This window comes from Pleomorphomonas sp. JP5 (assembly GCF_023721815.1).
Taxonomy (GTDB): Bacteria; Pseudomonadota; Alphaproteobacteria; order Rhizobiales; family Pleomorphomonadaceae; genus Pleomorphomonas.
Genome location: NZ_JAMDLI010000007.1, coordinates 110714 through 135494, shown reverse-complemented (window position 1 = coordinate 135494; position 24781 = coordinate 110714). Strand labels below are relative to the sequence as shown.

The window sequence follows — 24781 nt, the reverse complement described above, 5'->3', positions numbered from 1 at the left end:
AAGGTCCTTCAGAAAATCGTCCAAGCGCGGATGGCCCTGAGTGAAACGTGTAATCCTGCTTGCTCTCGGGATGATGATCGTTCTGACGCTGACGACCAAGCTTCCGCAGAACGCATGGGGCCTGCTTGAAGGACACGGGAGCTATTTCATCCCGGAAGAAAGCAGCATCTGGACCTTTCAGGTCGACGCTGACACTGCAGGCTCGGGGAGTTTCTGGCTCCGAGGGAGCGATCGTACCCGCTACTACGCGCTTTCCGAAACGACGTGGGAATATTTCCATATTGAGAAGGAGAACGACTGCGAGCGGTTTGATCCGGTCGACATCTCCACATGGTGCGAACTGCGAGCAACGCCAATTCCACTGCCGCACTGAACTGCCTGGCATCCCATCGGTCCGGCAACTCACTGCTGACATAACCGTGGGTAGCGCGTGGTAATGGTAATTCACGCAGGCGCTAATCCGGTCATGACATCAGGGGAGGTTGCGATGGGGGAGTTGAATGCCGTGGAGGCGGTTTTTCCCAAGCTTGAGGATCGGGACGTTCGGATCGTCCATCTGCCGCCGATGACGGTGGCCGCCGCCTATGCGTCGGGCGAGGGCTGCGAGGGCAGGGCGCTCGATGCGATCACGCGGTTCGTCGCGGACAGTCGGCTGCTGGAGATCAAGCCCGACGCGCGGAGTTTCGGCTTCGACTGTTCCAAGGGCGAGGCCAAGGTCGGCGAGCCGTCGCGCGTCTATGAGGTTTGGGTGTCCATTCCCGAGGGCATGGCGGTGCCGGCGCCGCTGGTCCGGCGGACCTTCCATGGCGGGCTCTATGCCGCGCATGTGCTGCGGTCGTGGGACTTCCAGGACTGGCGGTTACTCAAGGACTGGGTCGATGCCAGCGACAGATACGCCAACGACTGGGACGCCCCGCGCTGGGTGTCGCCGGAAACGGCGGCCGGCCAGGGCTTCGAGGAGACGCTGAACTTCACCAATTTCGTCCGCAAGGGCGGTCGGATGGAGGACTTGCAGCTCGACCTGCTGTTCCCGATCCGGGAGAAGGTGGTGGCCTAGCGACCGGCGTATCATTTGTCGGCTGTCGCAAAACTGGCATACAGATACGTGTATGTGCTGAAGTCCTCTTTTCCGGATTCGCCGACATGCCCCCCATCATCGAGACCGAGGGCGCGACCAAGTGGTTCGCGCAGAAGGTGCCGCAGTCCGGTTTCACGGGCCGGCTTCGCAACTTTCTGAAGCCGGTCACCCGCGACGTGAAGGCGGTGGACGGCATTTCCTTTGCCATCGAGGCGGGCGAGGCGGTCGGCTATCTCGGGCCGAACGGCGCCGGCAAGTCGACGATGATCAAGATGCTGACCGGCGTGCTGGTGCCGACGGCCGGCTCCGTCCGCGTGCTCGGCCGCGTGCCGCACCAGGAGCGCATCGTCAACGCGCGCGACATCGGCGTGGTGTTCGGCCAGCGCAGCCAGCTGTGGTGGGACCTGCCGCTGTTCGAGAGCTTCGAGCTGCACCGGCGCATCTACCGGATCGAGAGGGGCCGTTTCGAGCGGGCGCGGGCGGACCTCGTGGACATGTTGCAGATCGCGCCGTTTCTCGAACGGCCGGTGCGCCAGCTCAGCCTCGGCCAGCGGATGCGCGGCGAGATCGCCATGACGCTGCTGCACGAGCCGAAGATCCTGTTCCTCGACGAGCCGACCATCGGCCTCGACGTGGTCGCCAAGGACGTGGTGCGCAAGCTCATTTCGAGGGTCAACCGCGAGCGCGGCACCACCATCATGCTCACCACCCACGACCTCCGGGACATCGAGGAAATCTGCCCGCGGCTGGTCATGGTCGATGACGGCAAGCTGCTGTTCGACGGTCCGCTCGCCAACCTCAACGCCTCATTCGGCGCGCGCAGGAAGCTGACGCTGGAGTTCGCCAGCGAACCGGCGACGGTGATGCTGGCCGGCGCCGAACCTGCCGGTGGCGAGGGCGTGATCCGCACCTTCCTGATGAGCGACGACAAGCGCTCGCTGGTCGACATCATCGCGGCGCTGAAGTCCGACGCCGAACTGGTCGACGTGCATCTGCACGAGCCGGACATCGAGGAGGTGATCCGCACCTATTACCAGTCGCGCGAGCGGCGGGCCGCGACGGCCACGCCATCGAAGCGGGCGGGGTAGGCCATGTATCTCGCGCTCGCCGTCGCCGGTTTTCGCACCGAAGCCAGCTTTCGCGCCCAGTTCTGGTTCCTGCTGCTCAGCGGCGTGCTGAACGTCGTCGCCCGCGTCTCGATCTGGCAGTCGGTGTTCCTGCACGGCACGGGGTCGGCCGACGTCAGCCTGCCGCAGATGGTGACCTATGCCATCCTCGGCGCCACGGTGTTCTCTACCTGGGAGGCGAGCCAGCTGGTGCGCGAGATGGGGGCGGACATCCGCAGCGGCAACGTCGTCAGCCACCTGATGCGGCCGGCGAGCTATCCGGTGTCGCTGATGGCCCGGCTGCTCGGTGGGCGCGCCCACGAAACGCTGTTGATCGGGCTGCCGGTCGCCGTCGTCATGGGCGCCGTCTACGGCTTTCAGCCGCCGGCCAGCGTCGGCCATGCGGTGCTGTTCGCCCTGTCGGTGGCGCTGTCGCTGTTCCTGCTGTTCACCCTCGCCACCGCCGTGGCGACGATCGGTTTCTGGGTGATGGACACGCTGGCGCTGGACTGGTTCCTGCGCGGCACGCTGGCGCTGTTCTCGGGCGGGCTGGTTCCCCTGTGGTTCTACCCGGACGCGGTGGCGAACGCCGTCCATCATCTGCCGTTTGCCTGGATCGCCTTCTACCCGCTGGCGATCTATCTCGGCCAGCTCGATCTCACTGAGAGCCTCGTCACCCTTCTCTACGGCCTTGGCTGGGCGGTGGCCTCGGCCGGGCTGCTGACGCTGTTGTGGCGCGCCGCCTGCCGGCGCATGGTCGTGCAGGGAGGTTGAGCGATGCAGACCCTGTCGCTCTACCTCTATCTCGTCCGCCTGCAGCTCAGGACGCGCCTTCAGTATCGCGGCAATCTTGTCATCGGCTGGGTGGCGCAGGCCTTCGGTTACGCCAGCGTCTACGGCACCATCTGGATCATCGCCAGCCGGTTCGAACGGCTGGGCGGCTGGGTGTGGCCGGAAATTGCGCTGATGCTCGGCTTCCACGTTCTGGGCTATGCGCTCGGCGCGCTTTTCACCTTCGTGCAACTGCGCGGCATGGAAGAGCTGGTGCGGCTCGGCACCTATGACACGCTCATGGTGCGGCCGGTCAGCCCGTGGGCCTTCCTGGCCTTTTCCGGCATCAACATCGAGTATGGCGGCCACATCGCGCTCGGCGTCGGCATGATCGCCTGGGCGCTGCCGCAGCTCGGCATCGACTGGTCGGTGCTGACGGTGCTGCAACTCGTGGCCAGCCTGATCAGCGCCGCGCTGCTGACGGGCGCCACGCTGACCATCGTCGCCGCCATGGCGCTGGTGCTCACCCGCTCGCGCTACCTGTTCGGCATTTACTTCGACTTCTGGGAGCTGTCGCGCTATCCGCTCACCATCTTCGCCCTGCCGCTGCAGGTGACGCTTCTGTCCATCGTGCCGCTCGGCTACATGGCCTATGTGCCGGTGGCGGCGCTGCTGGGCAAGCCGGTGCCGCTGATCGGCGCCGCCGCGCCCTTTGCCGCCCTTCTCGCCGGTCCTGTCATGGTGGTCATCGCCATGCTGGTCTGGCAGGCCTGCCAGCGGCGCTATCAGGGCGCCGGCGGGTGACGCTGCCCGCCTGTCTCATCCCGCCTTGCCGCACCGCAGGAGAATGTCGTCGACAACGGAGCCGAGCGGCGCGGTGGCGTCGATGATCGTCGCGTCCGGCGGCAGATCCTCACGGGTGGCGCGCAGCCGCAGGATCAGGTCTCGCTCTTCAGGCTTTCCGCCGAACTCGTCCTCGGGCCTGCTGGCAAGGCGCGCCTTCAGGGTGTCCGCATCGACGTCGAGGACGAAGACCTCGTCGAACAGGTCGATGAACCGCCGGAAGTTCCGTGAACCGCCGCAGAAAAAGGTCATCGGCTGACTTTTGTCGGCCACCAGCGACTTGACCATGTCGACGCGCCAGAGGTGATGCGCGTGGCCGAAAGCCACATCCGCGTTCTCCGGGTCAAGGGAGGCGTCATCGAGCGGTTCGCCGGTTTCGGGGTCGCCCCGATAGGCCAGCTCGCGGTCGCCGTGGACGACGTGGTAGCCACGCTGCGCCAGTTCGGTGGCGACCGAGGTTTTGCCGGTGCCGGAAACGCCCTCGATCAAGTAGTTCCTCGCGCCCATTGCTAGCTCCGCATGCTCGACCTGCAGGTGTTGCATCGCACATCTTGCGCGATCCTGCGAACCATGTCATTCAACAAGCATAGACCTCATGAGGGAGTGCGACGTGGGAGACATTTGATCCAAAGACCTTTTTGAAGCTCTTTGGAGAATGCCTCGATGCGTCTATTGCCCCTCCGCCCGCGACATGCCGGCAATCTCGTCTTCATCTACGCCATCACGTTTTTCGGCACGCTTTACTTCTATCATCCCATCGCAACGCTCTACTACCAGGCGCGTGGGCTGGACTATGTCGAGATCAATTCGCTGTGGGCGGTGGTCGTCGGCGTTATGGCCGTCTCCGAGGTTCCCACCGGGTTGATCGCCGACAGGATCGGCCGGAAATGGGCCATCGTGCTCGCCCTGGCGCTGCAATTGCTCGGCGAGATCGTCTTCGTGGTCGCCGACAGCTATCCGCTGTTCGTGCTGAGCGCGGCGCTCGGCGGCATCGGCTTCGCCTTCTCGTCCGGCTGCCTCGAATCCATGATGTACGACAGCCTCAAGCTGGGGAATGCCGCCCACCGCATGCAGCGCACCATGGGCCTGAACGGCGCCATGGCGCAGCTTGCCGGGATCACCGGCGCCCTCGTTGGCGGCTATCTGTCGCAAGATCTCACCATGAACAGCTACGTCTACCTCATCACCATGACCATCGCTTCGGTCGCCATAGCCCTGGCGATCTCGCTGTTTCTGAAGGAGCCCAGGCGAACGACGGATCGCGACGCGCCGACGGCGCTGGAGCTTCTGGGAAGCGGGGTACAGCTGCTAAGGGCGAACCGGCAGCTTCGCCGCCTCGTCGTGCTGTCCATCCTGTGCAATCCGCTGTCGGCCTATCTTCTCACCTTCTACCAGCCCTACCTGCTTGGCGTCGGCGCGCCGCCCAGCTGGCTGGGGCCGAGTCTGGCGGCGGCCTTCCTGCTCGGGGCGGCGTGCAGCCACTTCGCATACCGGCTGGAGGCGTGGTCCGGCGTCCGCTGGGCGCTGCTGATCGCAACGGTGCTGCCGGGGCTGCTCTATCTCCTCATGGCCTTGCCCGTTGCGCCCTGGCTGGCGGCGGCGCTGTTCGTCGCCACGTTCGGGACGGCATCGCTCCAGAAGCCAATTTTCTCGGACTACATCAACCGGCACATCGAGAGCGGAAACCGCACCACCGTGCTGTCGATGATCAGCATGTTCTCCGGCGTCTACGTCAGCCTGATGGGCCTGTTGACCGGCGCCGTCGCGGAAGCCAGCCTCGCCGCGACGTTCGTGCTGACGGGCGCCGTCGTGGTGATCGTCAGCGTCGTGTTCCGCGTGGCCGTCGCGCAGGAAGAGGGCGGCTGATCACCCCGCCTCGTGTTCCGCCAGCAGCAGGGCCAGCATGGCGGCCTGATGGGCGAAGGGGGCGCCGTCCTCGATGTTCCAGGCGCCGCTTAGGGCGGTGTGGGCGACGGCCCAGGCGAGGAGATGGCGGCGGGGGATGGCGGTGCGCTCGGCCAGCGCCGTGGCGTGGCGGGCGATGCGGCCGGCGTCGAGCACCAGCGCGTCGGCCCGTTCGGGGTTCTGGAAGCTGTTGGCATAGTCGTAGGCGGGGTCGCCTAGGAGGCCCTTGGGGTCGATCGCCAGCCAATTGTCGCCGGACCGCAGGATGTTGTCGTGGTGGATGTCGCCGTGCAGCGGCGTGGCCGGCGCATCCGCGTCTAGAAGGGCCTCGGCGATGGCGGTGGCCCGCGCGACGAGCGGTCGGGCGTCCGCCGGCCAGCGCTGGGGATCGGTGCGGAACAGCGAGGCGAAGCGACGGCGGAGCGGCGTCAGCTCCGGTGGCGGCGCGTCGCGGCGGGCATGCAGGCGCTCGACCACGTCGGCAAGGATGAGGGTGGCGGCGTCGTCGCGGCCGGCGCGGGCAACGTCGCCCAGCGTTTCCCCGTCGAGCCACTCCATGAGGACGGCGTCCGGCGCAAGGCCGAACACCCGCGCCGCGCCGTTCCCGCCGAACCACGCCAGCATCGCGCCGCCCCGAGCTTCGTCGTCGCCCGCGCCGGGCTTCAAGAGCTTCAGCGCGACCGGGCCGTGGGCGGCTGCGGTGGCGCGATAGATGACGCTGGTGGCCGTCTCGGCGGCGAACACAGGATCGATCAGCGCCCAGCATGTCACGGCGTCGGCGAGGGACAGGCGAGTGGTGGCGAGGCGCGTCATGGCTGGCCTTGGGAAGGGAGCGTGGTCGGGAGCTGACACGCTATCATGGGGAGGGGCTATCATGGGGAAGGTCTGGGCCCTTCATCCTTTGCGCTCCATCGGGCTCGCGTCGTGCTTTCCCAGCGCCTCCACCAGATAGTCGATGAACACGCGCACCTTGGCCGACAGCTGCCGCCGGCTGAGATAGACGGCGTAGAGGGCGAAGGCGCCGAGCGACCACTCGGGCAGCACCTGGACGAGGCGGCCAGCGGCGAGGTCGTTCTCGACGATGAAGCCCGGCTGGACGATGACGCCGCCGCCCTCGACGGCGAGGCGGCGCAACAGGTCGCCATTGGTGGCGTGGACGCTCGGGCGGACGCGCACGGCGGCGGTGTCGCCGGCTGCGGTGCGGAAGGTCCAGGTGTCGCCGCTGGAAAGGTAGGAATAGCTCAGCGTTTCGTGCGCGGCGAGGTCGGCCGGGTGGTTGGGGTGGCCGTGCGCGGCGAGATAGTCGGGCGCGGCGCAGGTGACGATGGGAATGGGGGCGATGCGCCGGGCGATCAGGTTGGGGCTCGGCGCCTGGGCGATGCGGATCGCCACGTCGATGCCGTCATGGGCGAGGTCGACGACACGGTCGCTGAGATCGATGTCGAGCCGTAGGTCGGGGAAGCGGCGGTGGAACTCGGGCAGCAGCGCGGCGAGCACCGAGATGCCGAAGGAGAGCGGGGCGCTGACGCGCAGGAGGCCCGCCGGGGTCACCGCCTCGCGGCCGACGGCCGCTTCCGCCTCGGCAAGATCGGCCAGGATCTGCTCGGCCCGCTCCAGGAACTGCGCGCCGGCCTCGGTGAGCGACAGGCGCCGCGTCGTCCGGTGCACCAGACGCGCGCCAAGGTGCGCCTCCAGCGCTGCGATCTGCCGCGACACCGCCGCCGTCGAGGTGCCCAGCTTGTCGGCGACCGCCACGAAGCTGCCGGCGCCAGCCAGCGCGGTGAAGGCCTCCATGCCCCTGATGATGTCCATGATCGACCTATTGTTGCGACAATCGCAATAATCTCTTTCATCCAGGGCGATTTTTCAAGAGGACCGGATGCCGTAGGTATCAATCAACGCCGCCACGGCGACGCGGACATCAAACCCAACAGGAGTTCATCATGAAAGTATCCGTCATCGGCACCGGCAACATGGGTCGCGGCTTCGCCGCTCGTCTGGTCAAGGCCGGCCACAACGTCGGCGTCCATGGGCGCGACGCCGCCAAGGCCGCCGACGTGGCGCAGGCGGTTGGCGCCAAGGCGGTGAGCGCCGCCGAGGCCGGCAAGGCCGACATCATCGTGCTGGCCGTGCCCTTCGATGCCGCCGTCGACGCGCTGAAGGCGCTGGGCGATATCGCGGGCCGCGTGGTGATCGACCTGACCAACCCGCTGACGGCCGACTACATGGGCCTGACCATCGGCCACACCACCTCGGCGGCCGAGGAAATCGCCAGGGCGGTACCGGGCGTGGCGCTGGTGAAGGGCTTCAACACCGTGTTCGCCCAGGTGCTGGCGGGCGACGGCAAGGTGGCCGGCGGCCATGACGTGCCGGCCTACCTCGCCTCCGACAGCGCCGAGGCCAAGGCGGTCGCCGCCGATCTGGCCCGGTCGATCGGCTTCGGCGTGGTCGATGCCGGCGGCCTCAGGAACGCCCGCTATCTCGAGGCGCTGGCCGGCCTCAACATCTACCTCGGCTACGGCGCCGGGCTAGGCACCGCCGTGACGCCGATCTGGCTGCCGGTCGCCGGCTGAAACTCTACTGGGGCGGGCATCACTGGCATTCGTCTGCTCCGAAAAGTCTGCAACTTTTCGGGCGAATGCCTTGGCTTAGAGCCCTGCGCTTCCGGTGCTCACGAACCTTAAGTTCGCTCCGCTCCGGTTCTCGAACTCGTCGCCATCTGCCGCGCCCCAGCGAGTTTCCAGTCCCCCTGTTTTTCTCCTCTCACGCACTCTTTCAGGACGCACCATCATGACCAAGCTGATCGCCATCGCCGTTTCCGCCCTCGCCATCGCCGCCGGAGCCTCGGCCGCCGTCGCCGCCGAAGCGGCCAAGCCGGTGCCGGCGCTCCTTGAGGAGCTGTCGAAGTACCAACAGGACGAGGCCGCCGTCGCCAAGAACCTCGACACCTTCGACACGCTGGACTTCGACGTCTACACCCACCAGAAGTGGGACCGTCTCGGCGAGAGCCACGCCAAGGACATCCTGGTGCACTACCCGGACGGCTCGACGACCAAGGGCCTGCACGACCACGTCGAGGCGCTGAAGCCGATGTTCGTCTTCGCCCCCGACACGCGGATCGAGCAGCACCCGGTGAAGTTCGGCAAGGGCGAGTGGACGGGCGTCATCGGCCAGCTGGAAGGCACGTTCACCGAGCCGATGCCCATCGGCGGCGGCAAGACCATTCCGCCCACCGGCAAGCCGTTCAAGCTGTCCATGGCGACGATCGGCCACTGGACCAAGGCCGGCGTGATGGACGAGGAGTACCTGTTCTGGGACAACCAGGACTTCATGAAGCAGATCGGCCTCGGGCAGTGATCGAGGCACGACGCTGAAGCAGGGCGGGGCGAGCGATCGCCCCGTTTTTGCGTGGGGTGGGCGGATCGCGTGGGCGACACCATCTGAGTGAGGGAACGCGGCGGCCGGATGGGCGTTGTGCCCGGCAGTGGGCGCCGGCTGCGCCCGACACGCAAGGAGGCGACGATGAAGGTTCTGATGGTTCTGACCTCGCACGACAAGCTCGGCGACACCGGTCACAGGACCGGCTTCTGGCTGGAAGAGCTGGCCGCCCCCTATTACGCCTTCAAGGATGCCGGCGCCGAGATCACGCTGGCCTCGCCCAAGGGCGGCCAGCCGCCGCTCGATCCCAGGAGTAGCGAGCCGGCGTCGCAGACCGACACGACGCGCCGCTTCGAGGCCGATGCCGAGGCGACGGCCGCGCTGGCGAGCACCCTGCCGCTGCGCGACGTGAAGGCGGCCGATTTCGACACCGTCTTCTATCCGGGCGGGCATGGTCCCCTCTGGGATCTTGCCGAGGACAAGACGTCGATCGCGCTGATCGAGAGCTTCGTTGCCGCCCGCAAGCCGGTGGGGCTGGTGTGCCACGCGCCGGGCGCCCTCCGCCGCGCCAAGGCCGCCGACGGCCGCCCGCTGGTCGAGGGCCGGAAGGTGACCGGCTTTTCCAACACCGAGGAGGCGGCGGTCGGCCTCACCGACGTCGTGCCCTTCCTGGTGGAGGATGAGTTGAAGGCGCTGGGCGGGCTCTACTCGAAGGCTGGCGATTGGGGCTCCTACGCGGTGCGGGACGATCTGCTCGTCACCGGCCAGAACCCGCAGTCGTCGGCGGAAACCGCGCGCCTGTTGATGGAGGCGCTGAAGTAGGGGGGGAGGTTACCGCTCCTATCAGGCCGTCTCGCGGTTGCAGGGTGAGGCGCCCGTTCCCATCCCCCTCCCGTCATCCTGGCGAAGGCCAGGACCTCGGGCAGGATGGAACGAGGGGGGGTTATCGGGCTCGCTTGTTTCATGGAGACTGATAGTGGCCGGGAGATATCTCGTCCTGAGGTCCTGGCCTGCGCCAGGATGACAATTAAGTGATATAAACCAATGATTTGCGTCGTATTCCCTTGCCCTTCTGGGGCGTGATGGAAGATCTGGCCCCTCAGCCCCATCACCCCTCCGGCGTCGCCCTGTCATCCAGCATCAGTTGCAGGAAGGCGAGGTCGAGCCATTTGCCGAACTTCATGCCGACTTGCGGCAGAAGGCCGACCTCGCGGAAGCCGAGCTTGACGTGCAGGGCCAGCGAGGCGGGGTTGCCGGCGTCGATGGCGGCGATCATCGCGTGCTTGCCGAGCGCTTTGGCGCGGGCGATCAGCGCTTCCATCAGCGCCTTGCCGACGCCCCGGCCGCGCGCGTCGTGGCGGATGTAGATCGAGTGCTCCACCGTGTGGCTGTCGCCGTCGAACGGGCGCCAGTCGCCGAAGGCGGCGTAGCCGAGCACGCTTGCGTCCGCATCCACCGCGACCAGCACCGGATAGCCCTGGCGTTGCACGCCGGCGAGCCAGGCGGCGCGGTTGGCGATGTCGACCGGCGTGTCGATCCAGATGGCGGTGGTGTGGAGGACGGCGTGATTGTAGATGGCGGCGATGCCCTCGGCGTCGGCCGCCACGGCGTCGCGGATGTCGAAGGAAGGGTTCATGGCCCGACGTTACGCCGCGCCGGGCGGCGGAGGCAACCGGCACCGGGCCGCCACTCCGCGCTGGTGGCATAAGCGCTTGGACGTCATGCGCATTCGCCTCCCTTGCCGCCGTCGGATGTCGCGGCTAGAGTTCTCAACTGTTGGGAGAGGCGGGGCGAGGATGGACAAGAAGGCGCTTTCCGAGCGGGACATCTGCACCAAGTTCATCACGCCCGCGATAACCGGGGCCGGCTGGGACGTACAGGAGCAAGTCCGGGAAGAGGTCACCTTCACCAAGGGTCGCATCATCGTGCGCGGGCGGATGCACGGCCGGGGCGAAGTCTGCCGCGCCGATTACGTGCTTTCCCACCAGCCCAACCTTCCGCTGGCGGTGATCGAGGCCAAGGACAACAGCCATTCCGTCGGTGCCGGCATGCAGCAGGCCTTGCGCTATGCCGAGATGCTGGATGTGCCCTTTGCCTTCGCCAGCAACGGCGACGGCTTTCTGTTCCACGACCGCACCGGCCTGGGCGACAAGGTGGAAACGGAACTGACGCTCGATCTGTTTCCGTCGCCGGATGTCCTGTGGGATCGCTATCGTGCCTGGAAAGGCCTGACCGAAACGGCGGCGGCGACGGTGGTCGCCCCCTATCATGACGACGGGACCGGACGGTCGCCCCGCTACTACCAGACCAATGCCATCAATCGCGCGGTCGAGGCGGTCGCCCAAGGGCAGAACCGCGTGCTGCTGGTCATGGCGACCGGCACCGGCAAGACCTACACCGCCTTCCAGATCGTCTGGCGCCTGTGGCGGGCCAAGCGAAAGAAGCGCATCCTGTTCCTCGCCGACCGCAACATCCTGGTGGATCAGACGCGCAACAACGACTTCAAGCCGTTCGGTCCCGCCATGACCAAGATCAGCAAGCGGCAGATCGACAAGTCGTTCGAGGTCTACCTGTCGCTCTATCAGGCGGTGACCGGCTCCGAGGAAGAGAAGAACATCTACCGGCAGTTCTCGCCGGACTTCTTCGACCTTGTGGTGGTGGACGAATGCCATCGCGGCAGCGCCGCTGCCGACTCGGCATGGCGCGAGATCCTCGATTACTTCGCCTCGGCCACCCACATCGGCATGACGGCGACGCCCAAGGAAACGCGCGATGTATCGAACATCGATTACTTCGGTCAGCCGGTTTACACCTACTCGCTGCGCCAGGGCATCGAGGACGGTTTCCTCGCACCCTACAAGGTGGTGCGCATCGACTTCGACAAGGACCTTCAGGGCTGGCGGCCGGAGGATGGCAAGGCCGACAAATACGGCAATCTGATCGAGGACCGCATCTACAATCAGCGCGATTTCGACCGCCAGCTGATCCTCACCCAGCGCACCGAGCTGGTGGCCCGCAAGGTCACCGAGTTCCTGACGGCCACCGACCCCTACCAGAAGACCATCGTGTTCTGCGAGGACATCGAGCACGCCGAGCGGATGCGGCAGGCGCTGGTCAACCTCAACCCCCTCAAGGTGGCCGAGAACCGCAAGTATGTCATGCGCATCACCGGCGACGAGATGGAGGGCAAGGCCGAGCTGGACAATTTCATCGACCCGGAAAGCCGCTATCCGGTGATTGCCACCACCAGCAAGCTGATGACCACCGGGGTGGACGCCCAAACCTGCAAGCTGATCGTGCTGGACCAACGCATCCAGTCGATGACCGAGTTCAAGCAGATCATCGGGCGTGGCACCCGCGTCAACGAGGACTACAACAAGTTCTGGTTCACGATCATGGACTTCAAGCGGGCGACCGAGCTGTTCGCCGACCCCGCCTTCGACGGCGATCCCGTCCAGATCTACGAGCCGGGGCCGGGCGACCCGCCGGTGCCGCCCGACGATCCCGACGCGCCCGCCGGGCCCGAAGCGCCGGGGATGCCCGGCGGTCCCGACGATTTCACCCAGCCCGAAGGTCAGTCGCCGGGCGGGATGGCCGAGCCGCGCCGTCGCTACTACGTCGATGACGTGCCGGTGGCCGTCATGGCCGAGCGGGTGCAGTACTACGGGCCGGATGGCGGGCTGATCACCGAGTCCCTGCGCGACTACACCCGGACGCGCGTTCGCAAGCACTATGCCTCGATGGATGATTTCCTGCGCCGTTGGACGGCCGCCGAGCGCAAGAAGGCCATCCTCGACGAAATGGCCGCCCAGGGCGTGTTGTGGGAGGCCCTGGCCGAGGAGGTCGAGAAGAAGCAAGGCCGCTCCCTCGACCCCTTCGATCTCGTCTGCCACGTGGCGTTCGACCAGCCGCCGCTGTCGCGGCGCGAGCGGGCGGAAAACGTTCGCAAGCGCGACTACTTCGCCCGCTATGGCGGCATCGCCCGTGAGGTTCTGGAAGCGCTGCTCGACAAGTACGCCGATACCGGCATAGAGAACGTGGAAGACATCAAGGTCTTGCAGCTGGACCCCTTCACCGGAATGGGCAGCGCCAGGGAACTGCTCGACGCGTTCGGCGGCAAGGACCGCTATCTGCAGGCGGTCCAGGACCTTGAGAACCAACTGTACGGGTGATTTGGGGCGGGCATGTCGATCAGTGCGACGGTGAAGGCGATTCAGGACATCATGCGCAAGGACGTGGGCGTCGACGGCGACGCCCAGCGGATCGGCCAGCTGGTGTGGATGCTGTTCCTGAAGATCTATGACGATCGCGAGCAGGAATGGGAGCTGCTGGACGATGCCTATCGCTCGCCGCTGCCCGAGCCGCTGCGCTGGCGCAACTGGGCCGCCGATGCCGAGGGCATCACCGGCGAGGAGCTGAAGGACTTCATCGACAACACGCTGTTCCCCGGCCTTCAGACGCTGACGGGCAAGGGCGGCGACAAGCGCGCCTTCGTCATCCGAGGCGTGTTCGAGGACGCCTACAACTACATGAAGTCGGGCCAGTTGATCCGGCAGGTGATCAACAAGATCGAGGAGGGCATCGACCTCAACAAGGCGCAGGAGCGCCACCTGTTCGGCGACATCTACGAGCAGATCCTGAGGGACCTGCAAAACGCCGGCAATGCCGGCGAGTATTACACGCCGCGCGCCGTCACCGAGTTCATGGTCGAGCGGGTCAACCCGCGCCTGGGCGAACAGATATTGGACCCGGCCTGCGGCACCGGCGGCTTCCTCACCTCGGCCATCGAGCACATCCGCAAGAACGACGTGAAGACGGTGGAGGACGAGGCCCGGCTCCAGGCGTCGATCCACGGTGTGGAAAAGAAGCCGCTGCCGCATCTTCTCGCCACCACCAACATGATCCTGCACGGCATCGAGGTGCCCACCAACATCCGGCACGACAACACGCTGTCGCGATCCCTCATCAGCTACGGCCCGAGGGATCGGATGGACGTGATCGTCACCAACCCGCCGTTCGGCGGCATCGAGGAAGACGGCATCGAGGCCAGCTTCCCCGCCACCTTCCGCACGCGCGAAACCGCCGACCTGTTCCTGGTGCTGATCACCCACCTGCTGAAGGATGGCGGCCGCGCCGCCGTGGTGCTGCCCGACGGCACGCTGTTCGGCGAGGGCATCAAGACGCGCATCAAGGAACACCTGCTGGACGCCTGCGACTTGCACACCGTGGTGCGCCTGCCCAACGGCGTGTTCAATCCCTACACCGGCATCAAGACCAACCTGCTGTTCTTCACCAAGGGCCGCCCGACCCGGCGCACCTGGTTCTACGAGCATCCCTATCCCCAGGGGGTGAAGAACTATTCCAAGACCAAGCCCATGCGGGTCGAGGAGTTCGGCCCCGAGCGCGACTGGTGGGGCAGCGAGGCCGATGGCTTCGCCGCCCGCAAGACCACCGAACACGCCTGGTGCGTGGACATCGCCGAGATCAAGGCGGGCAACTACAATCTGGACTTCAAGAACCCCCATCGGGCCGCCGAGGAGGTGCGCGACCCCGAGGTGCTGCTGAAGCAATACGCCGATCTCCAGGCCGCCGTCGCCGCCACCCGCGACCGGATCAGGGCCGCGCTCGCCGCTGCGCTGGAGGGCAAGGCGTGACGCAGGCCCTGATCGACAATCTCCCTCTGATCGCCGCCGCCCCGGATGGCATCAAGGCGTTGCGCGGCTTGATCCTGGATCTGGCGGTGCGGGGAAAGCTGGTACCGCAGGACCCGAAGGACGAGCCGGCGAGCGAGTTGCTGAAGCGGATTGAGGACGAGAGACGGAGGCTGATTGAAGCCGGCAGCATCAGAAAAGGGCCGTCCCGTCCGTCGCGGCCCGTTGCAGAGATCGAAACTCCACAAGGATGGTCATCTGCATCTCTCGGCGACATCATTGGTTCGATCGATGCAGGTTGGAGTCCTGCCTGTTTGGCTGAACCCTCACCCTCTGAAGCAACCTGGGGCGTTCTCAAAACCACGGCCGTTCAATCGCTCAACTATCTTCAAGCGGAGAATAAACAGCTTCCTTCTAGTCTTCGTGCGAGGCCTGAACTTGAGGTGAGGTCGGGAGACATCCTCATAACAAGGGCCGGTCCAAAGAATAGGGTGGGGGTGTCTTGTCTTGTGCAACACACGCGCCCGAAGTTGATGATCTCCGATAAAATAATCCGTATCCACGTTGTGGGCGACATCATCGATTCCGGGTTTGTTTGCTTGGCCATGAATGCTGGTGTCACGGCAGAGTTCCTTGAGGCGGCCAAGTCTGGAATGGCGGAAAGCCAGATGAACATCTCGCAGGAGAAGCTGCGAGTTGCCCCTCTCGCCATCCCCCCCCTCGCCGAACAGCGCCGCATCGTCGCCAAAGTCGATGAGTTGATGGCGCTGTGCGACTGGTTGGAGGCGCAGCAGGCGGATGCCGAAACCGTTCACGCCGCCCTGGTCAAGACCCTGCTGGACACCCTGATCCAAAGCCAGGATGCCGACGACTTCGCCGCCAACTGGCAACGCCTCAGCCAACACTTCCCGACCATCTTCACCACAGAGGCTAGCGTCGATGCGCTGAGGCAGACGATTGTACAACTTGCCGTTTTGGGGAAACTGACAAGTCAGTATTCCTCAGACACGCCTGCTGGAGAGTTGATGAGTCGGGTTTTGTCGATGGGCAATCCCTCTCGAAACAGCGGGCGCTCGGCTGAGGCATATCCTCCATATCACCTGCCCGGCGGTTGGGAGTGGGTTTCGTTGGGGCAGCTTGGGCCAGAGTTTCAGAATGGCGTGAGTAGTAGAGGTGATATCGGTGGGCGACCGGTTACGGTACTTCGGCTTGCCGACGTTGAAGATACTCGAATTAGTCTTTCCGACAGCCGTGAACTGAATATAGATCGCAAATCTATACTTAAGTACGGTCTGAAGTTCGGGGATATATTAATTGTACGCGTGAATGGTAGTTCCGATATTGTAGGTAAGTTTGTTCTAGTCGATGACCCGGGAGATTCGATATATTGCGATCATTTCATAAGGATGCGTCTCTCTTCGGAAATTATCGATCCTTTTTATCTGGAAGTATATAGTCAGTCGCAGATTATGCGAGAGCGGATTCGGAAACTGTTCATTACGACTGCTGGGCAGAAGACCGTAAATCAGTCGCATATATGTTCATTGCCCATCCCACTCCCTCCTCTCGCGGAGCAGCATCGCATCGTCGCCAAGGTCGATGAGCTGTTTGCTCTATGCGACAGCCTGAAGGCGCAGATCGCCGAGTCTCGCGCCGTTCAACGGCAGTTGGCCACGGCGCTGGTCGAGCAGGCGTTGGCGGCCTGAAGGGGCAGCGTGTCGCCGCCCCTCGCTCGCGCCTGAGGAGCATTCCCATTCCACAGGAAGCCCGGGGCGGTTGCTCCGGGCCTATCGACGCGGTCCGCCGCTCACGCCGCCGCGAACTTGGTGACGAAGGTTTCCACCACCGTTTGCAGACCCTTTGCCTTGGTCGACAGGCCGGAGGAGAGGTTCATCAGCTGGGTGGAGGCGGCTCCGGTCATTTCGGCCGCCTGGCCGACGCCGGTGATGTTTTCCGTGACCTCCGTGGTGCCGACGGCGGCTTGCTGGCAGTTGCTGGCTATTTCCGTGGTTGCCGCGCCCTGTTCCTCCACCGCGCCGGCGATGGCGGAGGCCACCTCCTTGATGTTGGTGATCGTCTTGACGATGGAGGTGATGGAATGGACCGTGTTGCCGGTCGACTCCTGGATTTCCGCCACCTTGGCCTCGATGTCGCCGGTGGCCTTCGACGTCTGGTCGGCCAGCTGCTTCACTTCCGCCGCGACGACGGCGAAGCCCTTGCCGGCCTCGCCCGCCCGCGCCGCCTCGATGGTGGCGTTGAGCGCCAGGAGGTTGGTCTGCTCGGCGATGCCGCGGATGATGTTGACCACGTCGCCGATGGCGGCAGCCGACGCGGCGAGGGTGGAGATGCGGGCGTTGGAGGCCTGCGCCTCGCCATAGGCCAGCTCGGCCACCTCGGCCGAATGGTCGACCTGCGAGCTGATCTCGTTGACGGAGGCGGCCATCTCCTCGGACGAGGCGGCGACGGTCTGCACGTTGCTGGCCGCCTGTTCGGCCGCCGCGGCCACGGCCTGGGCCTGACGGGCGGTTTCCTCGGCGGTGGCGGACAGGCTGCGGGCGCTGTCGGCGATCTCCTCGGAGGACTCGGCGAAGTTGGCGGCGAGGTCGCGCATTTCGGCGACGAACTGGTCGGCCAGCACCTGCCGGCGGTTGAGCTGTTCGCGCTCGGCATGCTCGCGGGTTTCGCGTTCGATGCGAGCCTGCTCGTCGGCGATCATGCTCTGCCGGCACTGCTCCAGAACGCCGCCGAGGACGCCGAAATCGTCGCGACGGCCGACGATGGTCACCACCACGTCCTTTTCGCCTCGCCCGAGGGCGAGCACGTAATTGATGGCGACGCCCAGCGGCCGCGTCACTGAAAGGGCGCTGACGGCGGCGATGGCCACGGCGAGCAAGGCCGCGACGGCGCTGATGGCGATCTCGATGGTAATGCCCCGCTGAACGGCGGCGGCGCTATCCTGGCCGATTTGTACGCCGCGCTTGCCGTAGGCGTCGGACAGCTCGGTGCCGAGCCGGTCGATGATGGGGTAGGTGGCGGCCAGCTGCGCGCGCAGGTCGGAGTTGGCGGCGGACTGGTCGCCGCTCTGCATCTGGCCGGCCAGCGTCATGACGCCGGTGTGGTAGGTCTTCAGCGTCTGTTCCAGCTCAGCGGCCTTGGCCTTGCGGGCCGGATCGCGGGTGGACTTGCTCACCTCTTCGAGCTTGGCCACGGCGGCCGCGAAGGCCTGGTCCATCTGGCCGAACAGCTCGGCCTGCCGGGCGGGCTGGGCCGCCGCCTCGTAGAAGCCGGCGCGGCCCTTGGCGATGTACTTGAGGGCGGTCTCGATGTCGCCGGTCTGGGACAGCACGCGGACCGACTCCCGCGTGTAGGTGGCGGCGTCGGTCAGGTAAACGTAACCCACCACGCTGACGGCGATCAGCATCAGCGTGACAAAGGCAAAGCCGGCATAGAGCCGGTGGGCGATCTTCAGGCGGTCCATCGTGGCACCCTTCTGGTGATCCGAGACCCTCGCCAAAAAGCAACCGGGGCGGGCAGCTAGCCTGGAACCCCGAGCGGACCACGCCCGGGCATTCGTCGCTATCTGCCGCACCCCAGCTATGACGGTCGCGGTTGTCCGATATCCAGTAGAGAGTTGCGCTTCGGTGGTTAACGATGTTTATAGCTCTCAAGAAATTTGATAAAGTTTGATCTATATCCGTGTTTCGACGTATGGCGCGCTGAAATACTGGCGTGCCAGGCAAAAAATCGATGTCATCGAAGGTGGAGAGAACTTAAAATCGCTTCATATCAACGTGAGCGATGCGATTTCCGTGTCACACAATGTTCTATATCTCACTCTTTATTCTTGAAGGTCTTGAACGCCGGAGTGGGTGCTACCGAGAAAAGTCGGGGGTTTCCTAATCGGCGTGGCATTGGTCCATTTCAACTTGGAGTCACTTTGCGGGGCAGCTCGCAATCCGGTTTGCGTAGACCGGTCTCGCTCGAGTGGCGGGACTCATGCTTTGGTATGAATATGAATAGGGTGCGGAAAACGGCCGTCAGGGCAGGTTGTCGCGCAGGTAGATCTCGATGCGGATCGTTTCCTGGTTGGCGTTGAGCGGCGTGCCGTCGATCTGCGAGCGGAGCACGCGGATGGCGCTGCGGATCTCGTGGCCGGCGTCCTGGTTGATGACGGCGTGGATGAGGCCGTCGCGCAGGGCGGTGCGCGTCACGTCGTAGAGTTCGTGCGCCACCACCACGGGGCGGGCCTCGGGCGGCAGCTCGGCCAGCACGTCGAGAATGCCCTGGTGGCCGCCACCGATGTTGTAGAGGCCGACGATGTCGCCCTCGCGCCTCAGGCAGTCGCTGAGCGCCTGGCGCGTCGCTTCGCGCTCGTCGCGGCCTTCCAGCGTGACGGAGGCCTGAAGGCGCGGGAACTCGGCGTTGATCACCTGCTCGAAGCCCATGCGGCGCTCGACGTGGTCGCGCACCAGCATGGAGCCGGCGATGACGACGATCTTGCCCTCGCGCCCGCTGAGAAACTGGCCGAGCAGGCTGGCGGCGGTGCGGCCGGCGGCGACGTTGTCGATGCCGACATAGTGGTGGCGGGGGAAGCGCGGTGCGTCGGACACCAGCGTGACCACGGGCACGCCGGCGGCGTTGAGGCGGCAGAGCTCGGCCCGGACGGTCGCCGATTCCGTGGCCACCAGCGCCACGCCGGCCACGGCGGCGGTGTCGATGCGGCGGAGCGCGTCGGTCAGCGCCTCGCCGTCGAAGGCGGGCACGCTGCGCACCTCGATGTCGACGCGCTTGCCGGCCAGCCGCTTGCGCGCCTCGCGCGCCTCGGCGTCCAGGTGGCGCATGAAGTCGCTGGGGCCATCGGGGATGATGAACACCAGCCGGTCGATGCGCTTGCGGGCCAATGCCGCCGCCGAGGCGTCGCGCACGTAGCCCAGCCGGTCGACGGCGGCCCGCACGCGCTCGGCCGTGGCGGCGCGCACGCCGGGCCGGTCGTTCAGCACGCGGTCCACCGTGGCAAGGCCAACTCCCGCGGCTTTGGCGACGTCGTGGACTGTGGGACGCATGCGTGCTCCTGGAAACGTAAACTCACCTCAGGCGGCCGGTTGGCCGTTCCGAACGAATCCCATACTTTTCAAAGGCTTCTAGAGCCCGATACATCCCTCACCGCCCCTTCCTGCCTGAGGTCCACCTTGCATTCGCTCGCGAATGCAAGCGGCCTTCGCGCAGGATGACAGGAGAGGGATAGAAGCGGAGTCCGATAGCAACCCCTTGCTCCATCCTGCCTGAGGTCCTGCGCATAAAGCGCAGGATGACGGCCTGACGGGAGCGGGAGCCTCTTCCGGTCGCCGACCGCGCACCGGAAACGCGACGCATCCCCTTGTTTCATATCAATTAATTGTCATCCTGCGCTTCATGCGCAGGACCTCAGGACGAGAAGTCTCCCCGGCTGCCACCAAAACTGGAATATAATATTCCACATTAAGTTCGCCCGCTGTCAACGCCGGGCGAAGTCATACCGGCCATGTCGAGAAAACGGGTTCCGGCGACGCGAGCCGCCGGAACGCCTATTCAAGGCGAGACGCTGAAATTCGCTGGGGTGAGTCAGATAGCGATGAGTTCGAGACCCGGAGCGGAGCGGGCTTGAGGCCCGTGAGCACCGGAAGCGGAGAACTCGAAGCTAGATGTCCACCCCAGTAGAATTTCATTCGTGGACGTACATGTCCCAGCCGAGATACTTGGTCGCCGCTTCGGTCACGGCGGCGGCGGACGAGGAGAAGTTCGTCGCCACGTGGTGCTCGAAGGCGTTCTCGCAGATGTAGCGCAGGAGCTTCTGCAGGTTGGGGATGTCCACCACGCCGGCGCCGCCGAAGGTGTTCAGCGGATCGTCGGTGAACGAGCCCTGGCCGGTGTAGCCCTTGATCTTGCCGGTGAAGTCGTCGGTGGAGAGGCGCAGATAGGTCATGGCGCCGGCCTTCACCTTGCCGTCCAGCGTGCCATAGGTGTTCTCGGCGCCAACGGTGCCAGCGATGATCTGCTGGTAGTCCATCTTCACGCCTTCATTGAAGAAGTGCTTGGGCAGGTTCGAGCAGTGGAAGCAGACGGCCTTGTTGGGGTCGCCGCCGTAGTTGTTGTTCCAGTCGAGCAGCGCCGACGGCGTCTCGCTGGCCAGCCCCAGGGCGTACATGGAAAGCGCGCCCAGCGTGTCGACCTCGCAGGCCGACGGCAGGAGCTTCTGGCTCATCATGCTCATGACGGTGCAGGGCACGATGCCGAAGAACTCTTCAAGGCTGGTCCAGCACTGCACCGAGGTGATGGTGAGGCGGTTGGTCTCCACCCAGTTATCCAGCACGGCGCCGAGCTTGGCCATCTTGATGAGGGCGGCTTCCGGCGTGTGGCCGGTGGACACGTAGGCGCGGATCTCGGCGATCTTCTTCTCGACGGCGGCGTCGTTGTCCTTCAGCTTGCCAATGCGGCCAAGCACTTCGGAGAGGTCGAGCGTGTCGACGGTGATGCCCGAACGCTCGAGCAGCTTTTCCGAATAGCGCACGGTGTTGAAGGCGGCCGGGCGGGCGCCGACGGCGCCGACGCGCAGGTTCTTGAAGCCGCCGACGACGCGGCAGACGCCGGCGAACCACTTGAGGTCGGCCTCGAACTCGGGCGAGTCGGGCGCCTCGGTGTGCAGCGTCGTCAGCGAATACTTGATGCCATACTGCTGAAGGTTGTTGCAGATCGACATCTTGCCGCAGAAGCTGTCGCGGCGGTGGGTGATGGCCATCTTGCCGGCTTCGTCGGGCGTCGCCTGGATCAGCACCGGCACGTTGAGCCCGGCAAGGCGCACGGCGTCGGCGAGGCCCCGCTCTTCGCCGAAGTTCGGCAGGGTGATGATGATGCCGTCGATCTCGTCGGCGTGCTTCTTGAACAGGGCGGCGCAGATCTCCGCTTCCTTGTAGGTCTCCACTGCGCCGTGCGCCGTCTCCTCCGGCGTTACGACGATCGCCTTATAGCCCTGCTTCTCCAGAGCGGCGATCATCTCCACCCGGCCGCTGGCAGCCAGATGGCTGGGGAAGAATCCACGGTTTCCGACGATCACGCCGAATGTCATTTGCTTGGCCATCAGGTCTCTCCTCCGCAGTCGCTTGAAATGTTTGAGGTACGCTACCGAAAGAGAAAAGGGGAGTTTTTCGGTAGGGAATTGGGGTCAATTGAGGGGATTCAAGCGAGTGTTGATGAGCGTACATCAAGGCGGGGGAGGAGGCAAGGGTGGGGGCTAGCTCACGAATGTCGTTTGATAGTGGCGGTCTCCGGTTGCTTACGGCTGCTCTGCACGTCATAGTTGGAGGTCACGGGTGCTGTGATTTATATGAAGGACTCATCAAGTTGGTGACTGTATGGACTTCTCTGGCTTTGAGCCTACGGGGGAAACACAGTTTCGAACTTGCTCGTAAAGAATCAAAGAAGGTGCTTGCACAAATATATCGCTTCAGGCCATGTTTCTGGCTCGTAATTGAGCCAGACCTTCGTGAAGGGCGCTAACTTTGATAAGATTTTTTCTTATAAGGTCTAATGGTATTATCCCTCAATTTCACAAGAATGTTGTATTTCTTCGCATAGATAATTGGAATGATTACTCGTTTATAACGTCATTTGAGGCGATCGTTTTTGACGAGAACGGTTTGAAGCACGATTTGGGTGGGGTTAGGGTAGGATTTGTGGGCCAGACGTCGGACACTACGACATATTCTGTGCTTGGATCTGGTTTTGGCGGGCTTGACGATAGATTTTTTTCTTTGGGAACTGATTTGGATTACTATGTAAAAGTAAATAGTTTTTCTGATTCATTTAAAAATGAATACTTAAAAGCGATCCGAGATGTCGCTTTTTTGCAGGATGCCTTAGATATAGCTAATAAGCAGCATGTTTTTCATACATCTCATTTGCGTAGCTTAAGTATAAATACAATCACAGGTCAATTTCGTCGTGTTTTACATGGCGAGGCGCCCCTGACTGATTACGCTTTCCGTTTTACGCAGGAGGCGAGCGAGAGTGTCGCTGGCTTTCAGCTCACTTTCAATGTTAGTGCAAACTCTAAACCTGCTACAAATGTACATGCAGTAATCGGCCGAAATGGAGTCGGAAAGACGACGTTGCTCCATAATATGACGAGAGCGATTATTGATGCGGGTTTGACAGACTCCCGGTTCGAGAAAATTGCATGGCTTGAGTATGCTAGGATTGGTCGGGACTATTTCAGCGGTTTAGTTTCGATATCATTCAGCGCCTTTGACCCCTTTAAACCACCAATGGAGCAGCCAGACCCTTCTCAAGGGACGTGTTATTTTTATGTTGGTCTAAAAGATTACTCAGACGAAGCTGGAGCTAGTCTGAAATCTCAGCATGATCTATTGCGTGAACTTATAGAAAGCCTAGAGATTTGCCTGAGTGAACGTTCTCGAAGTCAGAGGTGGCTGGAAGCAATTCGGAACCTTGAGTCCGACGACAACTTTGCCGAAATGAATCTTGGTCAGCTAAGTAATCTACGTGACGAAGAGCTTAGAAGAAACGTTTGCTCGCTGTGGAAGCGAATGAGTTCGGGGCATGCAATAGTTTTGTTAATTATAACTAAGCTTGTAGCGAGAGTTGACGAAAAGACTTTGGTTCTTTTTGATGAGCCAGAAAGCCATCTTCATCCGCCTTTGTTATCTGCTTTGATCCGAAGCCTAAGTGGTTTGCTTTCTAGTCGGAATGCAATTGCGATAATTGCAACACATTCGCCGGTAGTCCTGCAAGAAATACCATGTTCCTGTGTCTGGAAGATCACTCGCTCGGGGCTCTCATCGTTGTCGCAGAGGCCGGAGATCGAGACATTTGGTGAGAATGTTGGATTGCTGACACGAGAGGTATTTGGTCTTGAGGTGGCAAAATCTGGTTTTAACTCGTTGCTGGAGGGGGAGGCGGAAAGGACGCCTACCTATGAGGAGGTCCTGCAGACCTTTTCTCATCAGTTAGGTTCGGAGGGGAGGGCAATTCTGCGCGCCATTATGCACCGAAAATCGACGGCTCAATAACGATGAGAAAGATTGCACCTGCGAATGTGGATTTTGCTACTGCTTTGGCCGAGAGCGTGCGGGGGATATCCGACATAGACACCCAGAGGATTTACGTGGCTTCAATACCCGATCCAAAGGCGATCGAAGAAGCTTACTTGGCTAGTGCTTATTCTGGTGTGCTGTGCAGCATGCCAAGGACTGTCGGAAATGGTGACCCTATAGTATACGGTAGTCTTCATAAATCAGAACTGATGAAGCTATATACGCAATACTTTGTTCAAAAAGGTAAGCCGGCGAGAGAGCTGTACGATCTTATTAAGGTAAGTGCGGGTGGTAAGTGTCCATTATGTGGAGGGGTCGGTAGTGTTCGTACACTCGATCACTATTTGCCTAAATCAACATTCCCATTGTATTCAGTTATGCCAGCTAACCTAGTCCCCTGCTGTCGGGATTGCAATACCGATAAGCTTGATGGATTTTCAGAATCTCCAGATAAGCAAGCATTACACCCATATTTTGACGATTCTAAGTTCTTTACCGAGAAATGGATTGAAGCAAAGGTTGTGCCGGGGCTTCCTCCGGTTATAGAATACTATGTATCTGCCCCAGAGAACTGGAGTGAGCGAGATAAGAGTCGTGTGTCCTGTCATTTTAAATATTATCGTCTTGCTAGCAAGTTTTCAGTAGAGGCTGCGGCGGATATTCCTGAGACAATACATGTCAGGCGAACAATTATGTCTTCTATTAGCCCCTACGATTTCAGTATGTATCTTTTTGAGAAGGGTCAAACGCCTGCTTTGCCTATAAATAACTGGCGAAGAGTTATGTTCTCTGCTCTGGCGATGGATCCTTGGTTTTGCGAGAATCTGTTTGATGAGATCTAGCTGGAGGCATTTGGCCACGCCAAGAGAGTGCCGGCCGTGGCTTGTGCGCCTTCTCACTTCAATACTGCGTTACTGCCTTTTCTGGGTAGAATGTCGATGCTGTGAGGACGTCAGAAGG

General features: G+C 63.0%; 20 protein-coding genes and 1 pseudogene. 14 read left to right on the top strand and 7 right to left on the bottom strand.

All coding sequences use genetic code 11. The annotated features are described in order from the left end of the window. Nucleotides 1–40 precede the first annotated feature (40 nt). The 5 genes from M4J40_RS07605 to M4J40_RS07585 all read left to right on the top strand — a co-directional run bounded on the left by M4J40_RS07605 (nucleotide 41) and on the right by M4J40_RS07585 (nucleotide 3759). Nucleotides 41–373, top strand: a complete 333-nt coding sequence (locus M4J40_RS07605) for a hypothetical protein (protein WP_251753377.1) — start codon at nucleotides 41–43, stop codon at nucleotides 371–373. Nucleotides 374–487: 114 nt separating this feature from the next. Then, a complete protein-coding gene (locus tag M4J40_RS07600) occupies nucleotides 488–1057 on the top strand; it encodes an effector binding domain-containing protein (RefSeq protein WP_251753375.1) in 570 nt (189 codons plus the stop codon). 86 nt (nucleotides 1058–1143) lie between these two features. Further along, nucleotides 1144–2166, top strand: a complete 1023-nt coding sequence (locus M4J40_RS07595; RefSeq protein WP_251753373.1) for an ATP-binding cassette domain-containing protein — start codon at nucleotides 1144–1146, stop codon at nucleotides 2164–2166. Between the two features lie 3 nt (nucleotides 2167–2169). Beyond that, entirely contained in the window at nucleotides 2170–2958 is a 789-nt protein-coding gene (locus tag M4J40_RS07590) for an ABC-2 family transporter protein (protein ID WP_251753371.1), read from the top strand. 3 nt (nucleotides 2959–2961) lie between these two features. Then, nucleotides 2962–3759 carry an ABC transporter permease gene (locus M4J40_RS07585; protein ID WP_251753369.1) on the top strand — a complete coding sequence of 266 codons (798 nt, stop codon included), beginning with the start codon at nucleotides 2962–2964 and terminating at the stop codon, nucleotides 3757–3759. Between the two features lie 15 nt (nucleotides 3760–3774). Here the strand turns inward: M4J40_RS07585 and M4J40_RS07580 are convergent, their stop codons facing one another. Next, entirely contained in the window at nucleotides 3775–4305 is a 531-nt protein-coding gene (locus M4J40_RS07580; protein WP_251753367.1) for an AAA family ATPase, read from the bottom strand. A 156-nt stretch (nucleotides 4306–4461) separates the two neighbouring features. Here M4J40_RS07580 and M4J40_RS07575 point away from each other — a divergent pair, with 156 nt between their 5' ends. Further along, nucleotides 4462–5664, top strand: a complete 1203-nt coding sequence (locus M4J40_RS07575) for an MFS transporter (RefSeq protein WP_251753365.1) — start codon at nucleotides 4462–4464, stop codon at nucleotides 5662–5664. Here the strand turns inward: M4J40_RS07575 and M4J40_RS07570 are convergent, their stop codons facing one another. Further along, entirely contained in the window at nucleotides 5665–6516 is an 852-nt protein-coding gene (locus M4J40_RS07570; protein WP_251753363.1) for an aminoglycoside phosphotransferase family protein, read from the bottom strand. Nucleotides 6517–6597: 81 nt separating this feature from the next. Further along, on the bottom strand, nucleotides 6598–7515 hold the full coding sequence (locus tag M4J40_RS07565) for a LysR family transcriptional regulator (RefSeq protein WP_251753361.1): 918 nt from the start codon (nucleotides 7513–7515) through the stop codon (nucleotides 6598–6600). Between the two features lie 125 nt (nucleotides 7516–7640). Between M4J40_RS07565 and M4J40_RS07560 the strand changes: the two are divergent. The 3 genes and pseudogenes from M4J40_RS07560 to M4J40_RS07550 all read left to right on the top strand — a co-directional run. Continuing rightward, nucleotides 7641–8276, top strand: a pseudogene (locus tag M4J40_RS07560) (NADPH-dependent F420 reductase); the annotation flags it as partial. Nucleotides 8277–8493: 217 nt separating this feature from the next. Further along, nucleotides 8494–9060: an ester cyclase gene (locus tag M4J40_RS07555; RefSeq protein WP_251753358.1), complete on the top strand. Its 567-nt coding sequence runs from the start codon at nucleotides 8494–8496 to the stop codon at nucleotides 9058–9060. A gap of 165 nt (nucleotides 9061–9225) precedes the next feature. Further along, nucleotides 9226–9903 carry a type 1 glutamine amidotransferase domain-containing protein gene (locus M4J40_RS07550; RefSeq protein ID WP_251753356.1) on the top strand — a complete coding sequence of 226 codons (678 nt, stop codon included), beginning with the start codon at nucleotides 9226–9228 and terminating at the stop codon, nucleotides 9901–9903. 286 nt (nucleotides 9904–10189) lie between these two features. On the opposite strand, the gene M4J40_RS07545 is transcribed toward M4J40_RS07550, so the two are convergent. Next, on the bottom strand, nucleotides 10190–10717 hold the full coding sequence (locus M4J40_RS07545) for a GNAT family N-acetyltransferase (protein WP_251753355.1): 528 nt from the start codon (nucleotides 10715–10717) through the stop codon (nucleotides 10190–10192). Between the two features lie 160 nt (nucleotides 10718–10877). On the opposite strand from M4J40_RS07545, the gene hsdR reads away from it, so the two are divergent. From hsdR to M4J40_RS07530, 3 genes are read left to right on the top strand one after another with little or no spacing between them, the layout of a single operon-like run. Further along, nucleotides 10878–13253, top strand: coding sequence for an EcoAI/FtnUII family type I restriction enzme subunit R (gene hsdR / locus M4J40_RS07540; protein WP_251753352.1), 2376 nt, complete (start codon nucleotides 10878–10880; stop codon nucleotides 13251–13253). Between the two features lie 12 nt (nucleotides 13254–13265). Further along, nucleotides 13266–14735 carry a class I SAM-dependent DNA methyltransferase gene (locus M4J40_RS07535; RefSeq protein ID WP_251753351.1) on the top strand — a complete coding sequence of 490 codons (1470 nt, stop codon included), beginning with the start codon at nucleotides 13266–13268 and terminating at the stop codon, nucleotides 14733–14735. Further along, complete coding sequence (locus tag M4J40_RS07530) at nucleotides 14732–16438, top strand: restriction endonuclease subunit S (RefSeq protein ID WP_251753350.1); 1707 nt, start codon at nucleotides 14732–14734, stop codon at nucleotides 16436–16438. The genes M4J40_RS07535 and M4J40_RS07530 overlap by 4 nt, the downstream gene beginning before the upstream one ends. A gap of 101 nt (nucleotides 16439–16539) precedes the next feature. Here M4J40_RS07530 and M4J40_RS22520 read toward each other — a convergent pair whose 3' ends face one another. The 3 genes from M4J40_RS22520 to M4J40_RS07505 form a co-directional block, all read right to left on the bottom strand. Beyond that, complete coding sequence (locus tag M4J40_RS22520) at nucleotides 16540–18210, bottom strand: methyl-accepting chemotaxis protein (RefSeq protein ID WP_311134080.1); 1671 nt, start codon at nucleotides 18208–18210, stop codon at nucleotides 16540–16542. Nucleotides 18211–18769: 559 nt separating this feature from the next. After that, nucleotides 18770–19795, bottom strand: a complete 1026-nt coding sequence (locus M4J40_RS07510) for a LacI family DNA-binding transcriptional regulator (protein ID WP_251753349.1) — start codon at nucleotides 19793–19795, stop codon at nucleotides 18770–18772. Nucleotides 19796–20433: 638 nt separating this feature from the next. After that, on the bottom strand, nucleotides 20434–21846 hold the full coding sequence (locus tag M4J40_RS07505) for an L-fucose/L-arabinose isomerase family protein (RefSeq protein WP_251753348.1): 1413 nt from the start codon (nucleotides 21844–21846) through the stop codon (nucleotides 20434–20436). A gap of 559 nt (nucleotides 21847–22405) precedes the next feature. Between M4J40_RS07505 and M4J40_RS07500 the strand changes: the two genes are divergently transcribed. Both M4J40_RS07500 and M4J40_RS07495 read left to right on the top strand, forming a co-directional pair. Further along, nucleotides 22406–23797, top strand: a complete 1392-nt coding sequence (locus M4J40_RS07500; protein ID WP_251753347.1) for an AAA family ATPase — start codon at nucleotides 22406–22408, stop codon at nucleotides 23795–23797. 2 nt (nucleotides 23798–23799) lie between these two features. Beyond that, complete coding sequence (locus tag M4J40_RS07495; protein WP_251753346.1) at nucleotides 23800–24663, top strand: HNH endonuclease; 864 nt, start codon at nucleotides 23800–23802, stop codon at nucleotides 24661–24663. Nucleotides 24664–24781 lie beyond the last annotated feature (118 nt).